Source organism: Arthrobacter psychrochitiniphilus, assembly GCF_003185915.1.
GTDB classification, from domain to species: Bacteria; Actinomycetota; Actinomycetes; order Actinomycetales; family Micrococcaceae; genus Specibacter; species Specibacter psychrochitiniphilus.
This window is the reverse complement of sequence record NZ_QHLZ01000001.1, coordinates 298589-318618: the sequence shown is the minus strand read 5'-3', so window position 1 is coordinate 318618 and position 20030 is coordinate 298589. Positions and strand designations below refer to the sequence as shown.

Here is a 20030-nt window from a genome sequence, read left to right as displayed (position 1 = left end):
CTTGGTTACTCTCCGGCAATAAGGCGCAGCGTAGCCAGGTGGTGTTCCCACGCCTGCGTTCCTGCTGCTGTGAGTTTCACTGATGTGCGTGGAAACTTGCCCACGAACGCCTTCTTGATCTCCACAAATCCGGCCTTCTCCAATGCGGAGAGCTGCTTGCTCAGGACCGAATCGCTAACTTGGATGGTGTTGCGTAGGTCCTTGAAGTCCATGGTCTCTGTCCTGGACAGGGCCGCGGCAATGGAAAACCTGACAGGCTGGTGTAGGACCTCGCTGAGCTCATGGCGGGGATGAAGTGGGGCTTCTTCATGTGCTGGCACGCTTCCCGCTTCCTGCTTACTTGCCTTCTGGCCACCTGCCTTTTGTGCCGGTGACCCGTTCATGCCCGCAGCTCCCTGAATGCGGCGGCCAGGCCAAGTACGGCTAAGGCGGCGGCGGCCGGAATGTAGTAGGCGAGGCTGCCGTGCGGGAAGACGAAGGCACCCACCAGCAGTGCGATGACGTAGAGGCCCATGTATCCGAACATGGATGTCAGGAACCGTTTGCTAAAGCCTGTTTTTGTGGTGTGCTGCATGAGTGGCCAGATGGTGGCGTTGATGGCAGCCCAGATGCCCACTGTCACAGCAAGTAGCGGAGCGCCATAGCCGGTGTGGGCCACGATGTGCAGGCCAATCATGAGCATGGAGCCAAGAATTGCCAGGGAGTTGAAAACCATGGCGGCGGGCCACCCTGCAGCGTTCGTGGCAGTGGTGCCGATTCCTTCGGCCCGGGCGAGAAGTTCGCGGGCTTCCTCGGCGGAGGGGGAGCTGTTCTGGGCTGACATGACCGTCCCTTTCATATACGTGAGCCTTGCTTCTGGCTCAACTATACGAAAGTACTTTCCGCCCCGTCAAGTGGTTTCTTAGGCTCATGGGGCCTGCGGGCGCGGACCTAGCTGCCCCAGAAATCCGTAATGGCTACTCCATGTTTGGCCAACAGGCGGCGCAGCGTTGAAATTGACAGCCCCACCACCGTGTGGGGATCGCCCTCCACGCTGGTGATGAACGCGCCTGCCAGGCCATCGATGGTGAACGCGCCCGCAACGTGCAAGGGCTCGCCAGTGGCTACATAGGCGTCAATTTCAGCATCGGAGACGTCTTCAAAGGTGACCGCAGCGCTGGTGAGCTCTCCGTACCCAACGGGAGTTTCGGCGCAGTCCGTGGCTGTATTGCCTAAAGAAATGAGCCAATGCCCGGTGTGGAGAACTCCCGAGCGCCCGCGCATCAACTGCCAGCGCTCCTTGGCAATGGCCGGCTCCCAGGGTTTGCCGTACGGGACGCCGTCGAGCTCAAAGACGGAATCGCAGCCAATCACCAGTGACCCGGACGGGGCGGTGGCAGCGACGGATTCGGCCTTGGCCCGGGCCAGTAGGAGTGCGGTCTCCGCGGGGGTGATGGGGCCGGCGGCGGCAGTCAACGCATCCTCATCGGTGTCAGAAACCTGGACGGTGTGGGTAATGCCGGCGTCGGTGAGCAGTTTGGTGCGGGCGGCAGAAGCGGAGGCGAGGATCAGCTGCAATGTCATGCTCCCAGCCTAAGTGGGGTTCCTCTCTTTGCTAACTTTTGGGGCAGAAAGATCTTGACGTGAGGTGGTGAACGGTGATTCACTAAAGGAGTGAACGAGCGTTCACCATATTCATTTTCAACGCAAGAGGAAGTACCTGCCAGTGCAATTGCGAGTCCCTCAAGGGAACCAGAGAACCGCCAAGCCAAAGCGCACCTCCCTTGTCATCACCATCTTGTGCCTGGCGGGTACCGTGGTGGCGCTGCAGCAGACCATGGTGGTGCCGCTGCTGCCGGACTTCCCTGGAATCTTGAACACCTCCCCGGAAAACACCTCCTGGCTGGTCACCATCACGTTGCTGACAAGCGCCATTGCCACGCCCATCATTTCCCGTCTGGCGGATATGTACGGCAAGCGCCGCATGATGGTGATCGCCATGATCACCATGGTGATTGGCTCCGTCATTGCAGCCGCGGGCGGTAGCCTGCTCACACTGTTGGTGGGCCGCGCGTTCCAAGGGCTCGCCGCTTCCTTGATCCCCGTAGGCATCAGCATCATGCGTGATGAGCTCCCACGCGAAAAGGTGGCCTCCGCGGTGGCGTTGATGAGCGCTACCTTGGGTATTGGTAGTGCGTTGGGCCTGCCGCTGGCCGGGCTGATCTACCAATCCTTTGGCTGGCAGGCAATTTTCTGGGTTTCTGCCGTGGTGGGCGTATTGCTGATCATCGCCGTCATCATGGTGGTGCCGGAATCTTCCCTACGCACCAAAGGAAAGTTCGACGCCGTCGGTGCTCTCTTGCTCACGGCCGCACTGACATCATTGCTGCTCGCCATCTCCAAGGGTGGGCATTGGGGATGGAGCAGCGAGCCGGTGATTCTGCTGTTCTTGGGAACGGCCGTCCTCCTCGCCTTCTGGTTCCCGTATGAGCTCAAGGTCGGCCAGCCCATGGTGGATTTGCGCACCTCCGCACGGAAACCAGTCCTGCTGACCAACATCGCCTCCATCCTGGTGGGCTTCTCCATGTATGCGAACATGCTCAGCACTACCCAGCAACTCCAACTGCCCAATGTTGGCGGCTATGGTTTTGGGCTCAGCATTGTTATTGCAGGCCTGTGCATGGTGCCCTCCGGGCTTGCCATGGTGGCCCTGGCACCCATCTCCGCGCTCATCACCAAACGCTACGGAGCCAAAATCACCCTCATAGTGGGTGGCCTGGTGCTGGCAGTTTCCTATGTGGCACGGGTGTTCCTCACAGGGGAAGTGTGGATGGTGGTTCTGGGCGCCACGTTCGTCAGCATGGGAACGGCCATTGCCTACGCCGCGATGCCAACCTTGATCATGCGCTCGGTACCCATCACCGAGACGGCGTCCGCCAACGGTTTGAACTCCCTACTGCGCGCCGTGGGTACTTCCACCATGTCCGCCGTCGTCGGTGTTGTGTTGACCTCAGCGGTGGTTCATGTGGGCCCCTTGGCGCTGCCCACCGAGGACGCCTTCAAGACAGTGTTCTGGTATGCGGCCATCGCCGCCTTGCTCTCCATTGCCGTGGCCGTGTTCATTCCGCGTGTCCAGACCGCCCCGGGAATGACACCGGGTACCGTGAGCGGGATATACGCGCCGGATCCCAGAGCCGTCAGTAGTAAACCCGTCACTGAGCGCGCCGCTAAGCCCGCCACTGAGAATGAAATTCTTGTCAACGGCACCGTCACCGGCCCGCATTTGAGGCCGATCAAGCAGGCCGTGGTCAATGCGCTGCACACTAACGGGGAACCTGCGGATTGGAGCCGTGCGGACAATGAAGGGCGCTATTCCTTGATCCTGCCCGATTCCGGCCGCTATCTGCTGGTTTCCAGCGCCGATGGCTGGACTCCGAGTTCGCAGGTTTTGGAGTTTGCCGATCCGACCAGCTGGCATGACATTCACTTAGCGCACCGGCTGATGCTCTCCGGTAGGGTGAGCGATGGTGCTGTGCCACTGGCAGGTGCCATGGTGACATTGACTAAGACCACAGGGGAGTTTGTGATGTCCACGTTCAGTAACGATGAAGGCCTCTACGAGGTTCCGCTGCCACCGGTTGGCCGCTATATTCTGACCGGACTGGATCCCCAAGTGCAGACCAGCACGTCACTGTCCGTGCTGCTCACAGCACGCTCAGCAACTATTGATTTGTGCCTGCCGGCCGCCGGTAAGCCGCCCGCCGTACTGTCAGGAAATGCCTCGGTGCGTCCCTGATGGGCCGTCCCAGTACACGCGAGGCCATCATCGAAGCTGCCAGAAAGCTCTTCGGCCAACGGGGCTACTCCGCCGTTACGGTCAAAGATGTTGCGGCGCTCGCAGGATATTCCCCTGCCATGGTGATGAAAGTGATGGGGAGCAAGGCCAAACTCTATGCGGCGGCCGCCCCCCAGGTGCCGAGTTCAGATTTACAACCGGGTCTAGAGGAGCCGTTGGGTTTTTCCCTGGTGCGGCGGATCTTGTTGCGGCGCCAGACTGAAGAGCCCGAGCCTTGGGCCATGGTGGCTCTCTTAGTCCAGGACGCCCCGGATCATGAGGCCGGTCAGCGCGATTTACGTGAACGGTATGTCCGCTGGATTGCGCAGCGGATCGGGGATACCTCACCCACCCGCTATAAGTCCCAATTAGTGGTCTGCATTGTCATGGGGTTGGGGGCCGGAATCCGGGTCTTGGGGCTCCTGCACCCGGATGAAATGGCCGATGAAGTGCTCATCCAGCAATATGGCGCCCTTGTCCAGGGCATCATTGACGATCCCGCCCTGCCCTAAAACCTGCCCAACCCGCTCCCGAGTATGGAAGTGTTCACGGAGGGGAACCACAGCGCCGGATCAACTCACCTAAGCTGGGGGATGGACACCGCAGGGATCCAGGTGCCGCGAGGCTTCACAACAAGGAAACAGGGGGTGTAGATGGAAATCGCCATGGCAGGAGCCATCATGGTGGCAGTAGTAGCAGTCATTGTGCAAAAGAGCCGGCAAAGCCGGAACCGGCGGAAGTAGCCGCCGCCGTCGCCCGTTCAGCTGGCGGGACGGAAACCGTCCACGAGGCGGGAGCGAATCAAGAATCGTTTGCCTTCAGGGGCTTCCACGGAGAAGCCGCTGCCACGTCCGGCCACCACATCAATGCTCAGATGAGTGTGTGACCAGTAGTTGAATTGTTCCTTGGACATCCAAAATTCAAGTGGCCCACAGCCGGGCACCTCAAAGAGTCCCAGTAAAATGTCAGCCTCAGCCGTGATGAACTCACCTGCCGGGTAACACATGGGGGAGGAGCCATCGCAGCAGCCACCGGATTGATGGAACATCAAGGGGCCGTGCTTCAGCCACAGTTTTTGCAGCAGTTCCACGGCGGTGCCGGACATGGCCACGCGTGAGGCTCTCTCGCCGTCGATGGTGATGGCGGCAGCCAAGGTTTCGGGTGTGGCGTCCATGGAAATGCTCCTGCGCTGAAGGGGATGAGGGGTGGATCCTGGTGCCGGGACGCAATGGGAGCAGCGGCCCGGAACCAGGATATTTTTTAGTACTTGATGACCACGCGGCCGTCAATCTTTCCCGCACGCATTTCCTCGAGGACCTCGTTGATTTCTCCCAAGCTCCGGGTGGCGACTGTGGGGTGGATCAGGCCGCGGGCGTAGAAGTCGATTGCTTCTTCCATGTCCTGGCGAGTGCCAACAATGGAACCGCGAATCGTTAGACCCTTGAGTACCACCTCGAAGATGGGCGCCGGGAAGTCACCCGGGGGAAGGCCGTTGAAGACGATGGTGCCGCCGCGGCGGGTCATGCCGATCGCCTGGCCAAATGCCGCCGGGTGAACTGCGGTCACCAGCACGCCGTGAACGCCTCCGGTTTCGCGCTGAATGGCCGCAACCGGATCCTCGTTGGCGGCGTTGACGGTGATTTCGGCACCGTGTTTGCGGGCCAGGGCGAGCTTGTCCTCGGCAATGTCCACGGCGGCCACGCGCAGCCCCATGGCTACGGCGTACTGGACCGCAATGTGCCCGAGCCCGCCAATTCCTGAGATGACAACCCACTGGCCAGGACGGGCCTCGGTCATCTTCAGGCCTTTGTACACGGTGACGCCGGCACACAGCACTGGAGCGATCTCCACAGGGTCAAGTCCGTCGGGAATGCGGGGCGCAAAGTCAGCATCAACCAGCATGTACTCGCCAAACGAGCCGTCCACACTGTAGCCGCCGTTTTCCTGTGATTCGCACAGGGTCTCCCACCCTGTGCGGCAGTATTCACAATCCCCGCATGCCGTCCACAGCCAGGCATTGCCCACCCGGTCACCCACCGCGAGGGAGGTGACACCCTCACCAATTGCCACAACATCGCCCACACCCTCGTGGCCGGGGACAAAAGGCGGGCTGGGCTGTACGGGCCAGTCTCCCTCAGCCGCGTGGAGGTCGGTGTGGCAGACGCCGGTGGCGATCAGCTTGACCAGTGCCTGCCCCGGGCCGGGAGTGGGAAGAGGGTACTGCTCAATACGCAGAGGTGCGCCAAATTCGGTGACAACTGCTGCTTGCATCGTAGACATGAGGATCTCTTTTCTGTGGGTGGGGCATGGTGGCTGGGTGCGCCGGGCACCTGCGGGAGGTGCCCGGCGTCGTGCTTGGCATTGCTGGGATAGGGATCCCAAAAAACCAACCATTACAGCGATAGCGTTCCTAGGAAACACGCCATTGCTGGGATAGCGTGCGGGGAGGGTTAGAAGAAGCCGAGCTTGTCTTCGCTGTAGCTGACCAGCAGGTTCTTGGTCTGTTGGTAGTGATCGAGCATCATGGCGTGGTTCTCACGTCCTATACCGGAGGACTTGTACCCGCCAAACGCGGCACCGGCAGGGTACGCGTGGTAGTTGTTGACCCACACGCGCCCGGCCTGGATCTCCCGGCCGGCACGGTAGGCAACATTGCCGTTGCGGGACCAGACGCCAGCGCCCAGACCATAGAGGGTGTCGTTGGCAATGTGCAGGGCGTCGGCATAGTCATCAAAGCTGGTCACCGCCAGCACTGGGCCAAAGATCTCCTCCTGGAAGATGCGCATGTCATTGGTGCCCTCAAAGATGGTGGGCTTGACGTAGTAGCCGCCGGCAAGGTCCCCTGGCAGGATGTTGCGCTCGCCGCCGGTGAGGACCTTGGCGCCTTCCTGCTTGCCGATGTCCATGTAGGAGAGGATCTTTTCCATCTGGTCATTGGAAGCCTGCGCGCCGATCTGGGTGTCCGTGTCCAAGGGGTTGCCCTGGATGATGGCTTCGGTGCGGGCTACGGCGTCGGCCATGAAGGCCTCATACATGGAGCTCTGGACCAGTGCGCGCGAGGGGCAGGTGCAGACCTCGCCCTGGTTGAAGGCGTACATGGTGAAACCTTCAAGTGTCTTGTCATAGAAGGCATCATCCTTCTCCATCACGTCATCGAAGAAGATGTTGGGGCTCTTGCCGCCCAACTCCAGCGTGACAGGGATCAGGTTCTGGCTGGCGTACTGGCTGACGAGCCGGCCCGTGGTGGTCTCACCCGTGAACGCGATCTTACGGATGCGCTTGGAGGAGGCCAGCGGCTTGCCGGCTTCCACCCCGAAGCCATTGACTACGTTGATGACGCCGGCGGGCAGGATGTCTGCGAGCAGTTCCATCAACACCAGGATGGAGGCGGGAGTTTGTTCTGCCGGTTTCAGTACCACGGCGTTGCCCGCAGCGAGTGCTGGGGCCAGCTTCCAGACGGCCATCAGGATGGGGAAGTTCCAGGGGATGATCTGGCCCACCACACCGAGCGGCTCGTGGAAGTGGTAGGCGGTGGTGTTCTCATCGATCTGGGTCAGGCGGCCTTCTTGGGCGCGGACCACGGAGGCGAAGTAGCGGAAGTGATCGGCGGCCAGCGGGATGTCAGCGTTGAGGGTTTCACGCACTGCCTTGCCGTTATCCCACGATTCTGCAACAGCGAGCAGTTCCACATTCTCATCAATCCTGTCAGCCACCCTGTTCAAGATGGCTGCCCGCTCCGTGGCGGAGGTGGCGCCCCAGCTCGGTGCCACCTTGTGCGCGGCATCCAGAGCCAGCTCAATGTCCTCGGCCGTGCCGCGGGCCACTTCACAAAAGACCTTGCCGGTCACGGGGGTGATGTTCTCGAAGTATTCGCCCTTGACGGGGGCAACCCATTCCCCGCCGATCCAGTTTTCATAGCGGTCCTTGAACGTTACTACTGAACCCTCGGTACCGGGTTGTGCATAAACAGCCATGGTGCAAACTCCTTCGCGGTGGGGGACATCGGCGTCCTTGACCAGAAGCGTACGGGGAGCCACGTTGCAACCACGTTGCATGAGCTAGATCACACGGGCGCGAGGGGTTGGTAAAAAAGCTGGATGGAACGCTGAACAAAGCCTCACTCTCGCCCACAGAAGCAGACGCGGTGAACAGCAAAGAGTTGGCGGCTGTGCCTTGGGGCGGCGTTGGAGAGACGGGGCGTCCTCGCAACTTAGCCCTCCAGTGCCTCCAGCGCCTCAAGATGAGCCACCACGGCGGAGCGCTTGGGTGAGCGCGGCGGCAGCAGACGCAGTGCTGTGCGCCAGGCATCGACGTCGTCCGCGGCTTCGCGAAGCTGGAGGTAACCCAGCAGAGTTTCCAAGCTGGCATCGGTGAGAATGGCCTCACGCACGTGGATCGCCAACCTGCTCCGGAGCGCCTCAATGGCGGGCGCCAGGGAGCGGGGCATGAGCTCGCCCGGGTATATTTTCAGGGCTAGGCGGTGCGCGCCACGGTCAAGATAATGACGGACCTGCTCGGCGTCCACCACGAGCGCGCGCGGCAGCCTGTAGGGGCGAGATTCCGGGACAAGGCTGGGTGCGGCGGACAGCAGGAGTTTGCGAAGACGCACCATTTCCGCCCGGATACTACTCAGGGATGAGCCGGCAGGATAGATCTTGCCGGTGAGTTCTTCGGCAGTGAGCCCGCCGGGGTGCAAGGCCAGCATGGTCAGGATTTCGGTGTGCCGCTCGCTGAGAATTACAGCCTGGCCGGCCACGTGCAACAGGCCCTGATCGCGCCCTAAAATTTGCAAGCTATCCCGGTACAGAGGCTTGGTGGTGCTGGGAGTGTTGGTGGTGCGGGTGCTGGTGTCCCTGATGGCGGCACGTTGTTCCAGCCGTTCGATCCGCAGCTGGGATTCTGCGGCAGCCACGGTGGCTTGGACCAGGGAGAGAGTGTTGGCGCCTACGGCCTCGGCGCCGCCCGTAATGTCCACAACTCCCAGCAGGGAGCCGGAATCGGGATCGTGCACGGGAACCGCTGTGCAGCTCCACGAATGGACGGCGGAGCTGAAATGCTCTTGGCCGGTGATTTGCACACTCTTTCCCAGCACCAGGGCGGTGCCAGGAGCGCTGGTTCCCACCACCGTCTCAGACCAGTCGGCCCCCGTAGCAAAGTTAATGATTTCGCCGTTGCGCCGGGCACTTGAGTCACCTTCCACCCAGAGGAGCCGGCCATGCTCATCGCCCACGGCCACCAGCAGCCCGGTGTCGCGGCTGGGCTCTACCAGCAGCTTGGTGATGACGGGCATGATCGAGGCCAAGGGGTGATCTTGGCGGATTTCGAGCAGTTCACGGCTTTCCCACACCAGCGGCGGGGTGAGCCCGGCCGGCGTGGTCAGGGTCTTCAGTGAACGTAACCAGGATTCACGCACCAGCGCACGCATGGCGGGCAGGTCCTCAACAAGGTGGCGTAGGGGGGACATTTACTTCTCCATTGCCTGCGTGTGGGTGGTAACGGCCGCGCTAATCCCGCATGAATGTGCCGTAGATCACCACTCTAGTGCAGTGCGCACTGCGGTTGCACGGGCTGTGGTTGCACGGCTGCGGTTGGTGGCTGCGGTTGGTGGCACTGGGCCATTGTGCAGAAACGCAATCGAGTACGCAGCTGGTGGGCCTCTTTGGCTGGCCAACAGCTGCGTACTCGATTTTCAGGAGGCAATTTTTGCCCGCCGGCGTGCGGTCCTAGCCGTTGGCTGGCGCCGGTTCCAGCTCTGAGGCATCCGAGGTAACGGTCAGGTTGGCAAGTTTGGCACCCTCAACGTCAACGTCAGGCAGGATTTTATCCAGCCACTTCGGGATCCACCATGCCGACTTGCCCATCAGGTGCATGGCCGCAGGAACAATGGTCATACGGACCACGAACGCGTCAATGAGAACACCAAACGCCAAGGCAAAGCCGAGGGGGCGCACCATGGTCAGGTGGCTGAAAATGAAGCCGGAGAACACGCTGACCATGATGATCGCTGCGGCGGTGACAACGGGTGCCGCATGTTTGAACCCGGTGCGCACAGCCTGCTTGGCATCCTGTCCATGGGCGTACGCTTCCCGCATTCCTGAGGAGATGAACACCTGGTAGTCCATAGCCAGTCCAAACAGCACACCTATCAAGATGATGGGCAAAAAGCTCAGAACCGCAGCTGGGTTGGGCACATCGAAGATCCCACCGAGCCAGCCCCACTGGTAGACGGCTACCACGCCGCCAAAGGCTGCCACCAGTGAGAGCAAGAAGCCGGCCGTTGCCAGCAACGGCACCAGGATGGAGCGGAAGACCAGGATCAACAGGATCAAGGACAGTCCCACAACAATGGCCAGGTAGGGCGGAAGCGCCGCACCCAATTTCTCGGAGACATCAACATTGGCAGCTGTTTGGCCCGTCAATCCAATGCTCACATCATGATCAGCCAAGATGGTGGCGCCTTCGCTGCGCAGATCATGAACAACCTGGACCGTGCTTTCACTGGCTGGTCCTTCCTTCGGGATGACCTGGTACACAGCAGTGCGGTTATCCGCGCTGAGCGTGACTGGAACTGCCGCGATGACGTTGGGAACAGAACGCAACTGATCAGCAACATCCAAATTCAGTACGGTAGCTTGTGCTTCATCCAGCCCTGCCGGGAGTGAAGCTACTACGATGATGGGCCCGTTCATGCCCTCACCAAAGTTCTTGCCCGTAATGGAGTACGCCTGGTAGGCGCTGGAATCGACAGGCTCGGAGCCGCCGTCGGGCAGGGCCAAACGCAGACCGGTAGCCGGGATCGCGATGACTACTAGTGCTAAGACAGCGGTGATGAGTGAGATCAGGGGATGCCTGGTGACAAGGCCACCCCAGCCTCGGGCGCTGCGAGCAATGTCCGCGGCTTCATCGGCGGCGCCCTGCTCAGTCTTAGTCAAGCCCACCAACGTGGCCTCATGCTTGGCAGTGGCAACAGTATTTTTAGCCCACGCCTTTTTGGAAATGATCCGGGTGCCAATCAGTGAGAGCAGGGCAGGTGTCAGGGTCAGGGCAATCAGCACGGAAACTGCCACGGTGGCCGCCGCGGCCAGGCCCAAGATGGCTAAGAACGGCAATCCCGTCACCGAGAGTGCTGCCAAGGCAATAACCACGGTCAAACCGGCGAAGGTCACTGCATTACCTGAGGTGCCTGTGGCCTTGGCAATGGATTCCCGCACGTCCATGCCCGCCAACAGCTGCTGGCGGTGCCTGTTCACAATGAACAAGGAGTAATCAATGCCTACCGCAAGCCCCAACATCAAGGCCAGCATGGGGGAGATGGAGGACATTTCAATAACCGTGGTCAGGGCCATGGTGCCGCCAACACCAATGCCTACGCCCACAACAGCCATGAGCAGGGGCAGGCCTGCAGCAACAAAAGTACCCAACATGATCAACAGCACGGCAGCGGCAACCGCAATACCTAGCACCTCGGAGATCCCAAACAGCTCCGAGACGTCTTCGACGATCTCCTTGCTGTAGTTCACCGTTACGCCGTCAGTCTCCAGGACGTTGAGCTTGTCCTGAACCAGCTGCCGGTTGGCTGGGGTCACAGCGTTCATTGACTCGGAGAACTGAATCTGGCCAATGGCGGCCTTGCCGTTTTCAGAAACAAAAAGGATACCCTCGGCCGCATCTGCCTTGCGCTGGCCGATCGAAAGTTCGGCCCGCTTGGCAGCCAAGGTGGCCTGCCCGGCGTCGTACTCTGCTTGCCCGGCGTCAACTTTATCCTTGCCGGCCTGCCACTGGGCTTTTTGCGCATCAAGTTGGGCTTGACCGGCGGCGAGCTGCGCGGCAGCCCCCTGGGCTTGTGGGGAGCCGGCCGGAAGGGCCGCAATTTGCTCCTTTTGGGCATCGAGCTGGGCTTGGCCGGCATCTAGTTTGGCCTTAGCTGCGGCAACGTCCTTCAGGCCTGCGTCCAGTTCAGGCTTTTTGGCGGCAGCTTGTGCCTCTCCAGCGGCAAGTTTTTTGGCGCCGTCGGCTAGTTGCGCTGTGCCAGCTTCCTTCTGTGCCGTCACCAGGAAGGGGTCAATGACACCCTTGACGCTAGGAACGGAGGTCACGGACTGCAAGGCCGCGGTGATGTTCTTCTCCTGGGCGGAGGTGAACTGCAATCCGTCAGAACTGGTGAACACCACTGCCCCGGTACCCCCGGAGGCTTCCGGTAGCTCCGCCTGGAGTTTATCCGCCATCTGCTGGGTTTCAGTGCCAGGAATTTCGAAGTTGTTGGACATGGGGCCCATGAACAGTGCAACAGCGCCACCCACCAAACCCATGATGACCGCCCAAGCGGCAATAACCAGCCATGCGCGGCGGGCGGCTAAGCGCCCTAATCGATAAAGCCAAAGGGCCATGATCAATCCGTTCTTTCATGTAGTGCCTGCGCAGAAACTGCGCCAGCGGGTAGACCTAGTTGGGGAAGCCTTGACGAATAAGGGAAATAGCGGCCTGGAGTTTGTTGCGTAGATCGCTCAGCGAGGCTTGCGTGACATCGGTTCCATGTTCTAAAAACCAGACCAGGAAGGCGGCCCGCCCACCGCCAATAACAGCACCTACCAAGGTGAAGAGGAACAGCTCATCTGTGCCTGCAGGCATCCTGTCCCGGGCGAATTGGGTGATCTTGGTGCTGCATTCATCCCACGCTTGAAGTTGGAAACGGCTGAGCTGAGGGTCCTGGGTGAGTGCAAAAGTTTCTGCCAGTATGCCCAGATCGTGGGCATTACCTAGGGCGGAGAGCGCAATTTGTGCGGACTCCAGAAGCGGCTCGCCAGCCGGGCGGGCTTCCAATTCCACAATGACTTGATCCAGATAGTTCTGGGTGAAGCTTGCAACGGCCGCTTCCACAGAGGAGAAGTAGTTAAAGAAGGTGCGCCGGGATACTCCGGCAGCTTCAGCTACGTCATCCACAGTGAAAGTGTTCAAGTCACCGCTGCGAAGAAAATCTAGTGCAGCTAGTGCGATTGCTTCACGGGTGGCTGCCTTATTGAGCTCACGCCGGGACGTGGGCGCCACCGTGAGAGGATGCGATGCAGGAAAACTCATATTGCTACACTAAGTGCAAAGATGCACTAAGTGCAAGTAGACATCTAGGATGCGGTTTAGTCGCTGTGGAGGAGGCTGGGTGCCGGCCCCGGTTGGTACCCAGCCTCCCGACCCAGCAGCTCTCAGCCCGGCGGCTCTCAGCCCGGCAGCTCTTAGCCCGGCGGCTCTTAGCCCTGGGGGTTCTGGGAAAGGTAGACCGACTGGCCGGTTGCGCCGGGTTCGCCCGCGCCCAGCGGAATGGCAAAGACTGCGGTGCCGTAGACGCAGACCTCTGTCCAGGTGCCGCCCATTTCCGAGGTGTCAAAGCGGGTGGCAACAATGGCGTTGGCACCCTTCTGCTGGGCTTCGGTAACCATGCGGGCCACAACTTCCTGGCGGCTTTCATAGAGGGCCTTGGTCATTTCGGGCAGTTCTCCCCCGCCCAAGGAGCGGAAGCTGGCGGTGAACTGTGCGCCCACGTGGCGGGAGCGCACGGTGAGGCCCATGACCTCACCAAAGACTGCATCAATCTTGTAGCCGGGCAGGTCGTTTGTGGTGACGATGATCATTGCTGGTCCCTAAATGTTCGGTGCTGAAAATTCGTTGCGTTAGGAATCATACGTGCCAGTGCTGTGGGGAACTGCCACAGGTGACAGCGCCCTCACGCAAACATCCCGCTAAGGCGAGGTCAGCAGACCGGCCCTAACGGGATGTGTACACGAACAGCGAGCTTGCTTGCGGCTTAGACGTTTGCCGTCTGGCGCTTCGGATCAACCTCATCGGTATCCACGCCGGTGTCAGCCGCGATGGTGGCGCCGGTCACATCCTGGAGCAGATCATCGGAGTCGTCTGCGAACGGGTTGCCATTGCGGGGTGCGTTGTACAGCGCCTCATCCAGGATGTTCTGGCGTTTGGAGACGATGGTGGGGACCAGGGCTTGGCCTGCAACGTTGACGGCGGTACGGCCCATATCCAAAATGGGGTCAACTGCCAGCAGAAGTCCGACGCCGGCCAGCGGCAGTCCCAGCGTTGACAGTGTCAAGGTGAGCATCACAACAGCGCCCGTGGTGCCTGCGGTTGCTGCTGATCCGAGGACGGAAACCAGCACGATGAGCAGGTACTGGCCCAGGTCCAACTGGATACCGAAGAACTGTGCCACGAAGATGGCTGCAATGGCCGGGTAGATGGCGGCGCAACCGTCCATCTTGGTGGTGGCGCCCAGCGGCACGGCGAAGGAAGCATAGGCGCGAGGAACACCCAAGTTACGCTCGGTCACACGCTGGGTCAGGGGCAAGGTGCCAATGGAAGAGCGTGAGACGAAGCCCAGCTGCACGGCAGGCCAAACGCCTGAGAAGTACTGCTTGATGGAGAGCCCGTGTGACTTGATCAGGATCGGGTAGACCACAAAAAGCACCAGTGCCAGGCCCAGGTAAATAGCTACTGTGAACTTGCCCAGTGAGCCAATGGTGGTCCAGCCGTAAGAGGCTACAGCGTTTCCGATCAAGCCGACGGTGCCAATCGGTGCCAAGCGAATGATCCACCACAGCACCTTTTGAATAACAGCCAGGGCTGAACCGTTGAGTTTCAGGAATGGGTCAGCTGCCTTGCCAACCTTCAGTGCTGCGATGCCGATGACAATGGCAATGACCAGGATCTGCAGGACGTTGAAGTTCACGCTGGTAACGAGGTCGCCAGAGTCAGAAGCCTTAGTTGAAGCACCCAGACCCAGGAAATTGGAGGGGAACAAGCCAATCAGGAAGGCCCACCAGTCACCGGTTTTGCCGGTGTAATCCTTGGGAGTGGCTGTTCCGGTGCCTGCTCCAGGCTGGATGAGCGTGCCCAGCGCAATGCCGATGGTGACTGCGATCAGAGCTGTAATGGCGAACCACAGCAGCGTGTTCCAGGCCAAGCGCGCGGCGTTGGTGACTTGGCGCAGATTGGCGATCGAGGAGACAACGGCGGTGAAGATCAGCGGAACCACAGCTGCCTTCAAAATGGAGACGTAGCTGGAGCCGATCAGGCCCAACGTGGTCATGAGCCCGTTAGTTTCAGTCTCAGGATCAGTGCCAAGCTGGCGGGCGATCAAGCCCAATACGAGGCCGGCAATGAGGCCGGCAATGATTTGTACGCCGAAGGAACTCGCCCACTTGGGCAGTTTTGAGACGCGTGGGGTGCTCGCTGTGGAAGTCATTTCTCTACGGTATGCGGCACACAATAACACTTGGAAATTTGTGTGTCCCTCTGTTACATCGGGCAAGGTATGGCTGCCGCCGGTGCCAAACGGCGTCGCCAGTTTCTCTAGAGCCTGCCAGCTTGGATCACACGGCTAAGAAATTGCTGTGTACGTTCCTCCTGCGGGTTTTCAAAGACCTGCTGGGGTGTTCCACGTTCAAGAATCTTCCCTTGGTGCAAGAAGCACACCTGCGAGGCAACTTCCCTGGCGAAACCCATCTCATGAGTGGCCAAGAGCATCGTCAGCCCATCCACGGCAAGTTCCCTGATCATCTCTAAAACATCGCCAACAAGTTCCGGGTCCAGGGCAGCGGTGATTTCATCGAGCAGCAAGACCTGGGGGTCCATGGCCATGGCACGAACAATAGCCACGCGCTGCTGCTGGCCGCCGGACAGCGCGTCAGGGAAGGAGCCGGCCTTGTTCCGCAGACCTATCTTCTCCAGTAGCTCCAAGGCCCGCTGCTCGGCAGCCTCCTTGGATACGCCCCCCACCATGGTGGGGGCTAAGGTGATGTTCTTCAGCACTGACATGTGGGGAAACAAGTTGTAGGACTGGAAGACGATTCCCACATTGCGTCGCAGTGCGTTCAAGTCCACGCCCAGTCCCGTGACCTGATCGCCGTTGACCAGGATTGTGCCCGAATCAATGGGTTCCAGGGCGTTGATGCAGCGCAACAAGGTGGACTTTCCGGAGCCGGAGGCGCCAATAAGGCACACCACCTCATGCCGTGCCACGTCCAGGGTGACCCCCTTGAGGATTTCCAGGGAACCATAAGACTTGTGAAGATCGCGAATCTGTAGAAAATGCATGGTTATCCTAACTTGATCCTGAGCGCTGGCGGGCCTGGTCTTTTTCTAGCATCCGGTCAACAAAGCGTGACTGGGGGATAGTTACCACAACGAAGATGATCGCCACCACGGTCACGGGGGACAGGTTGAACACCGCAGAACCAATCAGCCGGGACTGGGTGAAGGCATCAATGACACCCATGACACCAATTAGGGCGGTGTCCTTTTGTAGACCAATGAAATCGTTCAGCAACGGAGGGATGACGCGCCGGACCGCTTGGGGAATGATGACGGTGCGAAGGGCCTGAGGGTATGAGAGCCCCAGGGAGCGGGCGGCAGCCCATTGGCTGCGATGAATTGAATCAAGCCCAGCCCTATACACCTCGGCTACATAGGCGCTGTAAGTCAAGGTGAGGGCAAAGATCGCCAACCAGATCGGTGGCAGATCCTTGAAGAAGGGCACCTCAGCCAAGGACAAACCAAAGCCGACAAGGTAGAGGACAATGATTCCGGGAATAGCGCGGAAGATGTCCGTATATAAAATTGCCAGCACCCGCAGGGGCCGTCCGGCGCGCCCTGGCAACATGCGCATGATGGCAATACCCAAGCCCAGGACAAGGACTAGTACCTCGGCTCCGAGGGCAACACGTACGTTGACCCAAAATGCAGCGAGAACATCTGAGAAGGCCTGTGCGATGAATGCTGGACGCAAAAATGTTGAGGCGATGGCACCGTCTTTGGTGCTGACAAAGGCAACGAGTGTAGCGAGAACCAAAATGGCTGCCGAATAGCCCATGCTCGTCAAGGCTGCTTCCCGGCCGAGGGCGGCATGGTGCCGTGCGCCCACTACATCATGGGAACGCAAGAGCGCGTTGGCCTTTTGGGATCTACCCATGGCCTGAACCGCAGGAATCAGCGGAATGAGAGCCGCCAACCACAGCGCAACAAAGAGTGCCGTGAACAGCCCGGACGCACCGTTGGGATAAATGTAAGCAAAGAGCCATATCAGGGCGTAATAAGACACCGCGGCGGTCAATGCCACCACAGCAACCGCGGCAATAGTAAAGGGCGTTACGGTGGGCGGGGGTGCGTGCAAACTACTCTTTTGCAGGCTGTCACCGGCCGTGGTGGGGTTCGTGGTGCTCATGGGGTGGGGAACACTGGAATCTTGGCCGGATCTCCACCCAACGTGGGTCCAAGCCAGTCCGCTGAGAGCTTCTCAAGCGTGCCGTCCGTAGACATGGATTCGATGGCGGCATCCATGGCCGCCGCGTTCACTGAACCTTTGGGATAAATGGCGCCATATTGTTCACCCGTTTTGTACTGTCCTATAACCTCGAGGGCGCCGGAGGAACCGCTGGCAAAACCAAGCATGATGGCAGTGTCCTGAAGGGCGGCGTCAATTTGGCCGGAAGCAACACCTGTCACCATGGCGTCGGTTTCTTGGAAGACCCGTGCCGGTGTGCTCGGGTTGATCTTCTTCTGGACAAACTCCACGGCTGTTGTTCCTAAGGCCACGCCCAGTTTCTTGTCCTTCATGTTCGCGGCTGTCACATCCGCACCCTTTTTGGCCAAGATTGCAACATTGGAATCAAAGTACGGTTTGGAGAACTGGACCACTTTTTCCCGTTCGGGAGTGATGGAGATCTGGGCCATGGCGATGTCGTAATCCTTGGTCTGTCCGGCAACCAGGGCATCAAAAGAGGCATTGACTACTTTGAGTTTGCTCAAGCCCGCACGGTGGGCAATATTAGCGGCCAGGCAATATTCAAACCCTCCGGTGATCTTTTCCGGAGAGATACCCTTCCACCAGCCGGGTGAGGGCAGATTTGTCTGAACCGTGAGCGTGTCCGGGGTGACCGGTGTGAGGGATATTGACCCGGCATCGCCGTAGAGCTGGCATTCACCAAAAGCTGCGGGTCCGCCGTCGTTGGCCGCTGGTGTTGAACTGCCACAAGCCGTCAGTGCCAAGCTGGCGGCAGCTACCACCGCTGCCAGAGTTGTGAGTCGATGTTTTGCCATGTGAGACTTCGCCCTTCATTCTTGAAAGAAGACCATAATTACTGACTGGCCATACAGCTAATAAGTAGACTGTGCCGTGTGTCACAGCCAATGTCAACGGCTTGTGTGTAACTTTTTGTTCGCCACCAGTATTTTCGTTGTACGGGATAGGGTTTCGGTTATGAAGAGGATGAATGCCCAAGCGCGCCGGGTTGAGGTACTGGCAGAAACTGTCAAGCAAATTCGAGAAAAGGGAATGCAGGCAGTTCGGATTGCTGATGTGGCTGACGCTATGGACGTTAGTTCTGCACTGATCATTTATCACTTCGAGACCAAGGAAAGGCTGCTGATTGATGCACTGACTTACGCAGCGGAAAGGGACCTGCTCAAACTAGGGCGGATCATGCGAGGTTCTGGCTCTCCTGCCGAACTCCTCATGGCGGCCTTGGAGTGGTATGCCCCAACAGGGCAGGCTAGGGGGTGGCAGATTTGGGTTGATGCATGGTCCGCCGCCATGCGGGACGTGGCGTTGGCGGAGGTTTTGGTAGACCTTCATCGGCAATGGAATAAGGCGATTTCCAGCGTCATTGATGCGGGGGTTTTGGACGGGGTCTTCCAGTCCAGTAATTCCCTTGAGGCAGCTACGCGCTTGACTTCTTTCCTGGATGGGCTCGCCGTGCGGATGGTGGTCCATAAGGAGCCCATTAGTCGCGCAGATTTGCGTGCGTGGCTGGTTCGCCAAGTTGCCTGGGAACTGGCTGTGGACCAGTCCGCGTTAGGTGCTGTGGCGCCTGAAAAATAGGGCTCTTGACAAGCTTCTCTGCTGCGTGAATACTGACTAATCATTCAGTAAGAATGTTCTCAAAAAGCGAGGAGCCATCTCATGCCGGTCAGTGTCCAGGATGAAATGCGCCCAACACCGCGCCCGCCGCTGATGGAAGTGACATGGACCGATCCGGTAACCGGCTATAAGGGCTTCCTGGTGATTGACAGATTGGTCCGGGGCGTCTGTAGTGGCGGGCTTCGCATGCGCAAAGGCTGCACCTTGGAGGAAGTTCGCGGCCTTGCTCAGGGGATGACCCTTAAAGAGAGCCTGCACTACCGTCCGGACAGCGCTTACGTTCCGCTTGGTGGGGCGAAGGGCGGCATTGATTGCGATCCGCATGACGTGCACATGCGTGGCGTGCTCAAGCGATACTTACAAGGTGTCAGTGCCCTAATCAAAGCCCACTGGACCATGGGCGAAGATCTGGGGTTGCAGCAGAAGCTCATCGATGAGGTGCTGAGCGAGCTCGGCCTTGAAAGCTCCGTTCAGGCCATCTACCCATTGCTAGAGAATTGTGAAGAAGCCATAGAACGGCTCAGCCAGGCATTCACCATCACAGTGGATGGGATTGGTCTGGATGAGCTGGTTGGTGGGTTGGGAGTTGCCGAATCCGTATTGACGGCCTTGGATAAAATTCAGCGCCCCCATGCTGGATCACGGGTGGTGATTCAGGGGTTCGGTTCCATGGGCGGTGCAACGGCTAGATACTTGGCGCGGGCATCAATGATTGTTGTGGGAATTGCAGATGCCAACGGCGTGATTGTGAATCCGGCGGGGCTGGATGTGGAAGCAATGCTCGCCTCACGAAATTCATTCGGCGAGATTGACCGTGCATGCCTGCGCGCTGAGGACACGCAGTTGCCGCCCGAGCAGTGGCTTTCCGTTCCCACGGATGTTTTGGTGCCGGCTGCCATCTCCTACGCCATTACCGCTGAGAATGCGCAAGAGGTGAGCGCCTCGTTGATAGTTGAAGCGGCCAATATGCCTGTGCTTCCTGAGGCGGAGAGCCTGCTTATTGCGCGCGGCGTCCACGTAGTACCTGACTTTGTTGCCAACTCCGGAACTAACGCCTGGTGGTGGTGGATGCTCTTTGGTGACATAGACGCCGATGCCGAACAGTCAGAACGGAAAATTCGCACCGAGATGCGCAGAATCGTCACGGACATGTTTGACCGCTCGGCAGCTGAAGGCATTACTTTGCGTGAGGCTGCGTTGGCCTTCACTGCCGATCAATTGCTGGCCATTGAGACGGCGTTCGTCCCAGTCTGATAGTAAAAAAGCGGCGGTTTGACTACGCCTTCCTCTGAGTAGCAA

At 59.4% G+C, this 20030-nt stretch carries 18 protein-coding genes; 4 read left to right on the top strand and 14 right to left on the bottom strand.

Translation table 11 applies throughout. From position 1 onward, the window contains the following. Positions 1–5: 5 nt before the first annotated feature. The 3 genes from CVS29_RS01410 to CVS29_RS01400 form a co-directional block, all read right to left on the bottom strand. Entirely contained in the window at positions 6–383 is a 378-nt protein-coding gene (locus CVS29_RS01410; protein ID WP_110104541.1) for a winged helix-turn-helix domain-containing protein, read from the bottom strand. Beyond that, complete coding sequence (locus CVS29_RS01405; RefSeq protein WP_110104540.1) at positions 380–823, bottom strand: hypothetical protein; 444 nt, start codon at positions 821–823, stop codon at positions 380–382. The genes CVS29_RS01410 and CVS29_RS01405 overlap by 4 nt, the downstream gene beginning before the upstream one ends. 107 nt (positions 824–930) lie before the next feature. Then, positions 931–1563 carry a Maf family protein gene (locus tag CVS29_RS01400; RefSeq protein WP_110104539.1) on the bottom strand — a complete coding sequence of 211 codons (633 nt, stop codon included), beginning with the start codon at positions 1561–1563 and terminating at the stop codon, positions 931–933. Positions 1564–1705: 142 nt separating this feature from the next. On the opposite strand from CVS29_RS01400, the gene CVS29_RS01395 reads away from it, so the two are divergent. Both CVS29_RS01395 and CVS29_RS01390 read left to right on the top strand, forming a co-directional pair. Further along, entirely contained in the window at positions 1706–3775 is a 2070-nt protein-coding gene (locus CVS29_RS01395; RefSeq protein ID WP_245932000.1) for an MFS transporter, read from the top strand. Beyond that, positions 3775–4326, top strand: a complete 552-nt coding sequence (locus CVS29_RS01390; protein ID WP_110104538.1) for a TetR/AcrR family transcriptional regulator — start codon at positions 3775–3777, stop codon at positions 4324–4326. The genes CVS29_RS01395 and CVS29_RS01390 overlap by 1 nt, the downstream gene beginning before the upstream one ends. Before the next feature lie 248 nt (positions 4327–4574). On the opposite strand, the gene CVS29_RS01385 is transcribed toward CVS29_RS01390, so the two are convergent. The 11 genes from CVS29_RS01385 to CVS29_RS01335 form a co-directional block, all read right to left on the bottom strand. Then, complete coding sequence (locus tag CVS29_RS01385) at positions 4575–4988, bottom strand: DUF779 domain-containing protein (protein ID WP_110104537.1); 414 nt, start codon at positions 4986–4988, stop codon at positions 4575–4577. Positions 4989–5074: 86 nt separating this feature from the next. Continuing rightward, on the bottom strand, positions 5075–6085 hold the full coding sequence (adhP, locus tag CVS29_RS01380; protein ID WP_110104536.1) for an alcohol dehydrogenase AdhP: 1011 nt from the start codon (positions 6083–6085) through the stop codon (positions 5075–5077). 179 nt (positions 6086–6264) lie between these two features. Continuing rightward, a complete protein-coding gene (gene exaC, locus CVS29_RS01375) occupies positions 6265–7788 on the bottom strand; it encodes an acetaldehyde dehydrogenase ExaC (protein WP_110104535.1) in 1524 nt (507 codons plus the stop codon). A 236-nt stretch (positions 7789–8024) separates the two neighbouring features. Then, on the bottom strand, positions 8025–9278 hold the full coding sequence (locus CVS29_RS01370; protein WP_110104534.1) for a GAF domain-containing protein: 1254 nt from the start codon (positions 9276–9278) through the stop codon (positions 8025–8027). 259 nt (positions 9279–9537) lie between these two features. Further along, positions 9538–12201 carry an MMPL family transporter gene (locus CVS29_RS01365; RefSeq protein WP_110104533.1) on the bottom strand — a complete coding sequence of 888 codons (2664 nt, stop codon included), beginning with the start codon at positions 12199–12201 and terminating at the stop codon, positions 9538–9540. Positions 12202–12256: 55 nt separating this feature from the next. Then, on the bottom strand, positions 12257–12889 hold the full coding sequence (locus tag CVS29_RS01360; protein WP_110104532.1) for a TetR/AcrR family transcriptional regulator: 633 nt from the start codon (positions 12887–12889) through the stop codon (positions 12257–12259). A gap of 167 nt (positions 12890–13056) precedes the next feature. Continuing rightward, the gene (locus tag CVS29_RS01355) at positions 13057–13437 is read right to left on the bottom strand and encodes a YbjQ family protein (RefSeq protein ID WP_110104531.1); all 381 of its coding nucleotides are present in this window, start codon (positions 13435–13437) and stop codon (positions 13057–13059) included. A 173-nt stretch (positions 13438–13610) separates the two neighbouring features. Next, positions 13611–15059 (bottom strand): dicarboxylate/amino acid:cation symporter, encoded by a 1449-nt coding sequence (locus CVS29_RS01350; RefSeq protein WP_110104530.1) that lies wholly within the window; start codon positions 15057–15059, stop codon positions 13611–13613. Positions 15060–15166: 107 nt separating this feature from the next. After that, complete coding sequence (locus tag CVS29_RS01345) at positions 15167–15910, bottom strand: amino acid ABC transporter ATP-binding protein (protein ID WP_110104529.1); 744 nt, start codon at positions 15908–15910, stop codon at positions 15167–15169. Positions 15911–15917: 7 nt separating this feature from the next. Further along, positions 15918–17036 (bottom strand): amino acid ABC transporter permease, encoded by a 1119-nt coding sequence (locus tag CVS29_RS01340; RefSeq protein WP_110104528.1) that lies wholly within the window; start codon positions 17034–17036, stop codon positions 15918–15920. Continuing rightward, positions 17033–17911 carry an ABC transporter substrate-binding protein gene (locus CVS29_RS01335; protein WP_110104527.1) on the bottom strand — a complete coding sequence of 293 codons (879 nt, stop codon included), beginning with the start codon at positions 17909–17911 and terminating at the stop codon, positions 17033–17035. Before CVS29_RS01335 ends, CVS29_RS01340 begins: the two co-directional genes overlap by 4 nt. Positions 17912–18071: 160 nt before the next feature. Here CVS29_RS01335 and CVS29_RS01330 point away from each other — a divergent pair, with 160 nt between their 5' ends. Together CVS29_RS01330 and CVS29_RS01325 are read left to right on the top strand one after the other, a co-directional pair. After that, positions 18072–18692, top strand: a complete 621-nt coding sequence (locus CVS29_RS01330) for a TetR/AcrR family transcriptional regulator (protein WP_110104526.1) — start codon at positions 18072–18074, stop codon at positions 18690–18692. Positions 18693–18773: 81 nt separating this feature from the next. Further along, a complete protein-coding gene (locus CVS29_RS01325; RefSeq protein WP_211315073.1) occupies positions 18774–19985 on the top strand; it encodes a glutamate dehydrogenase in 1212 nt (403 codons plus the stop codon). Positions 19986–20030: the final 45 nt, after the last annotated feature.

Coding starts and splice junctions, on each gene's coding strand:
- CVS29_RS01345 (WP_110104529.1), bottom strand. CDS start 15,910: ATGCATTTTCTACAGATTCGCGATCTTCACAAGTCTTATGGTTCCCTG.
- CVS29_RS01410 (WP_110104541.1), bottom strand. CDS start 383: ATGAACGGGTCACCGGCACAAAAGGCAGGTGGCCAGAAGGCAAGTAAG.
- CVS29_RS01355 (WP_110104531.1), bottom strand. CDS start 13,437: ATGATCATCGTCACCACAAACGACCTGCCCGGCTACAAGATTGATGCA.
- CVS29_RS01400 (WP_110104539.1), bottom strand. CDS start 1,563: ATGACATTGCAGCTGATCCTCGCCTCCGCTTCTGCCGCCCGCACCAAA.
- CVS29_RS01335 (WP_110104527.1), bottom strand. CDS start 17,911: ATGGCAAAACATCGACTCACAACTCTGGCAGCGGTGGTAGCTGCCGCC.
- CVS29_RS01360 (WP_110104532.1), bottom strand. CDS start 12,889: ATGAGTTTTCCTGCATCGCATCCTCTCACGGTGGCGCCCACGTCCCGG.
- CVS29_RS01340 (WP_110104528.1), bottom strand. CDS start 17,036: ATGAGCACCACGAACCCCACCACGGCCGGTGACAGCCTGCAAAAGAGT.
- CVS29_RS01405 (WP_110104540.1), bottom strand. CDS start 823: ATGTCAGCCCAGAACAGCTCCCCCTCCGCCGAGGAAGCCCGCGAACTT.
- CVS29_RS01350 (WP_110104530.1), bottom strand. CDS start 15,059: ATGACTTCCACAGCGAGCACCCCACGCGTCTCAAAACTGCCCAAGTGG.
- CVS29_RS01390 (WP_110104538.1), top strand. CDS start 3,775: ATGGGCCGTCCCAGTACACGCGAGGCCATCATCGAAGCTGCCAGAAAG.
- exaC (WP_110104535.1), bottom strand. CDS start 7,788: ATGGCTGTTTATGCACAACCCGGTACCGAGGGTTCAGTAGTAACGTTC.
- CVS29_RS01385 (WP_110104537.1), bottom strand. CDS start 4,988: ATGGACGCCACACCCGAAACCTTGGCTGCCGCCATCACCATCGACGGC.
- adhP (WP_110104536.1), bottom strand. CDS start 6,085: ATGCAAGCAGCAGTTGTCACCGAATTTGGCGCACCTCTGCGTATTGAG.
- CVS29_RS01370 (WP_110104534.1), bottom strand. CDS start 9,278: ATGTCCCCCCTACGCCACCTTGTTGAGGACCTGCCCGCCATGCGTGCG.
- CVS29_RS01325 (WP_211315073.1), top strand. CDS start 18,774: ATGCCGGTCAGTGTCCAGGATGAAATGCGCCCAACACCGCGCCCGCCG.
- CVS29_RS01365 (WP_110104533.1), bottom strand. CDS start 12,201: ATGGCCCTTTGGCTTTATCGATTAGGGCGCTTAGCCGCCCGCCGCGCA.
- CVS29_RS01330 (WP_110104526.1), top strand. CDS start 18,072: ATGAAGAGGATGAATGCCCAAGCGCGCCGGGTTGAGGTACTGGCAGAA.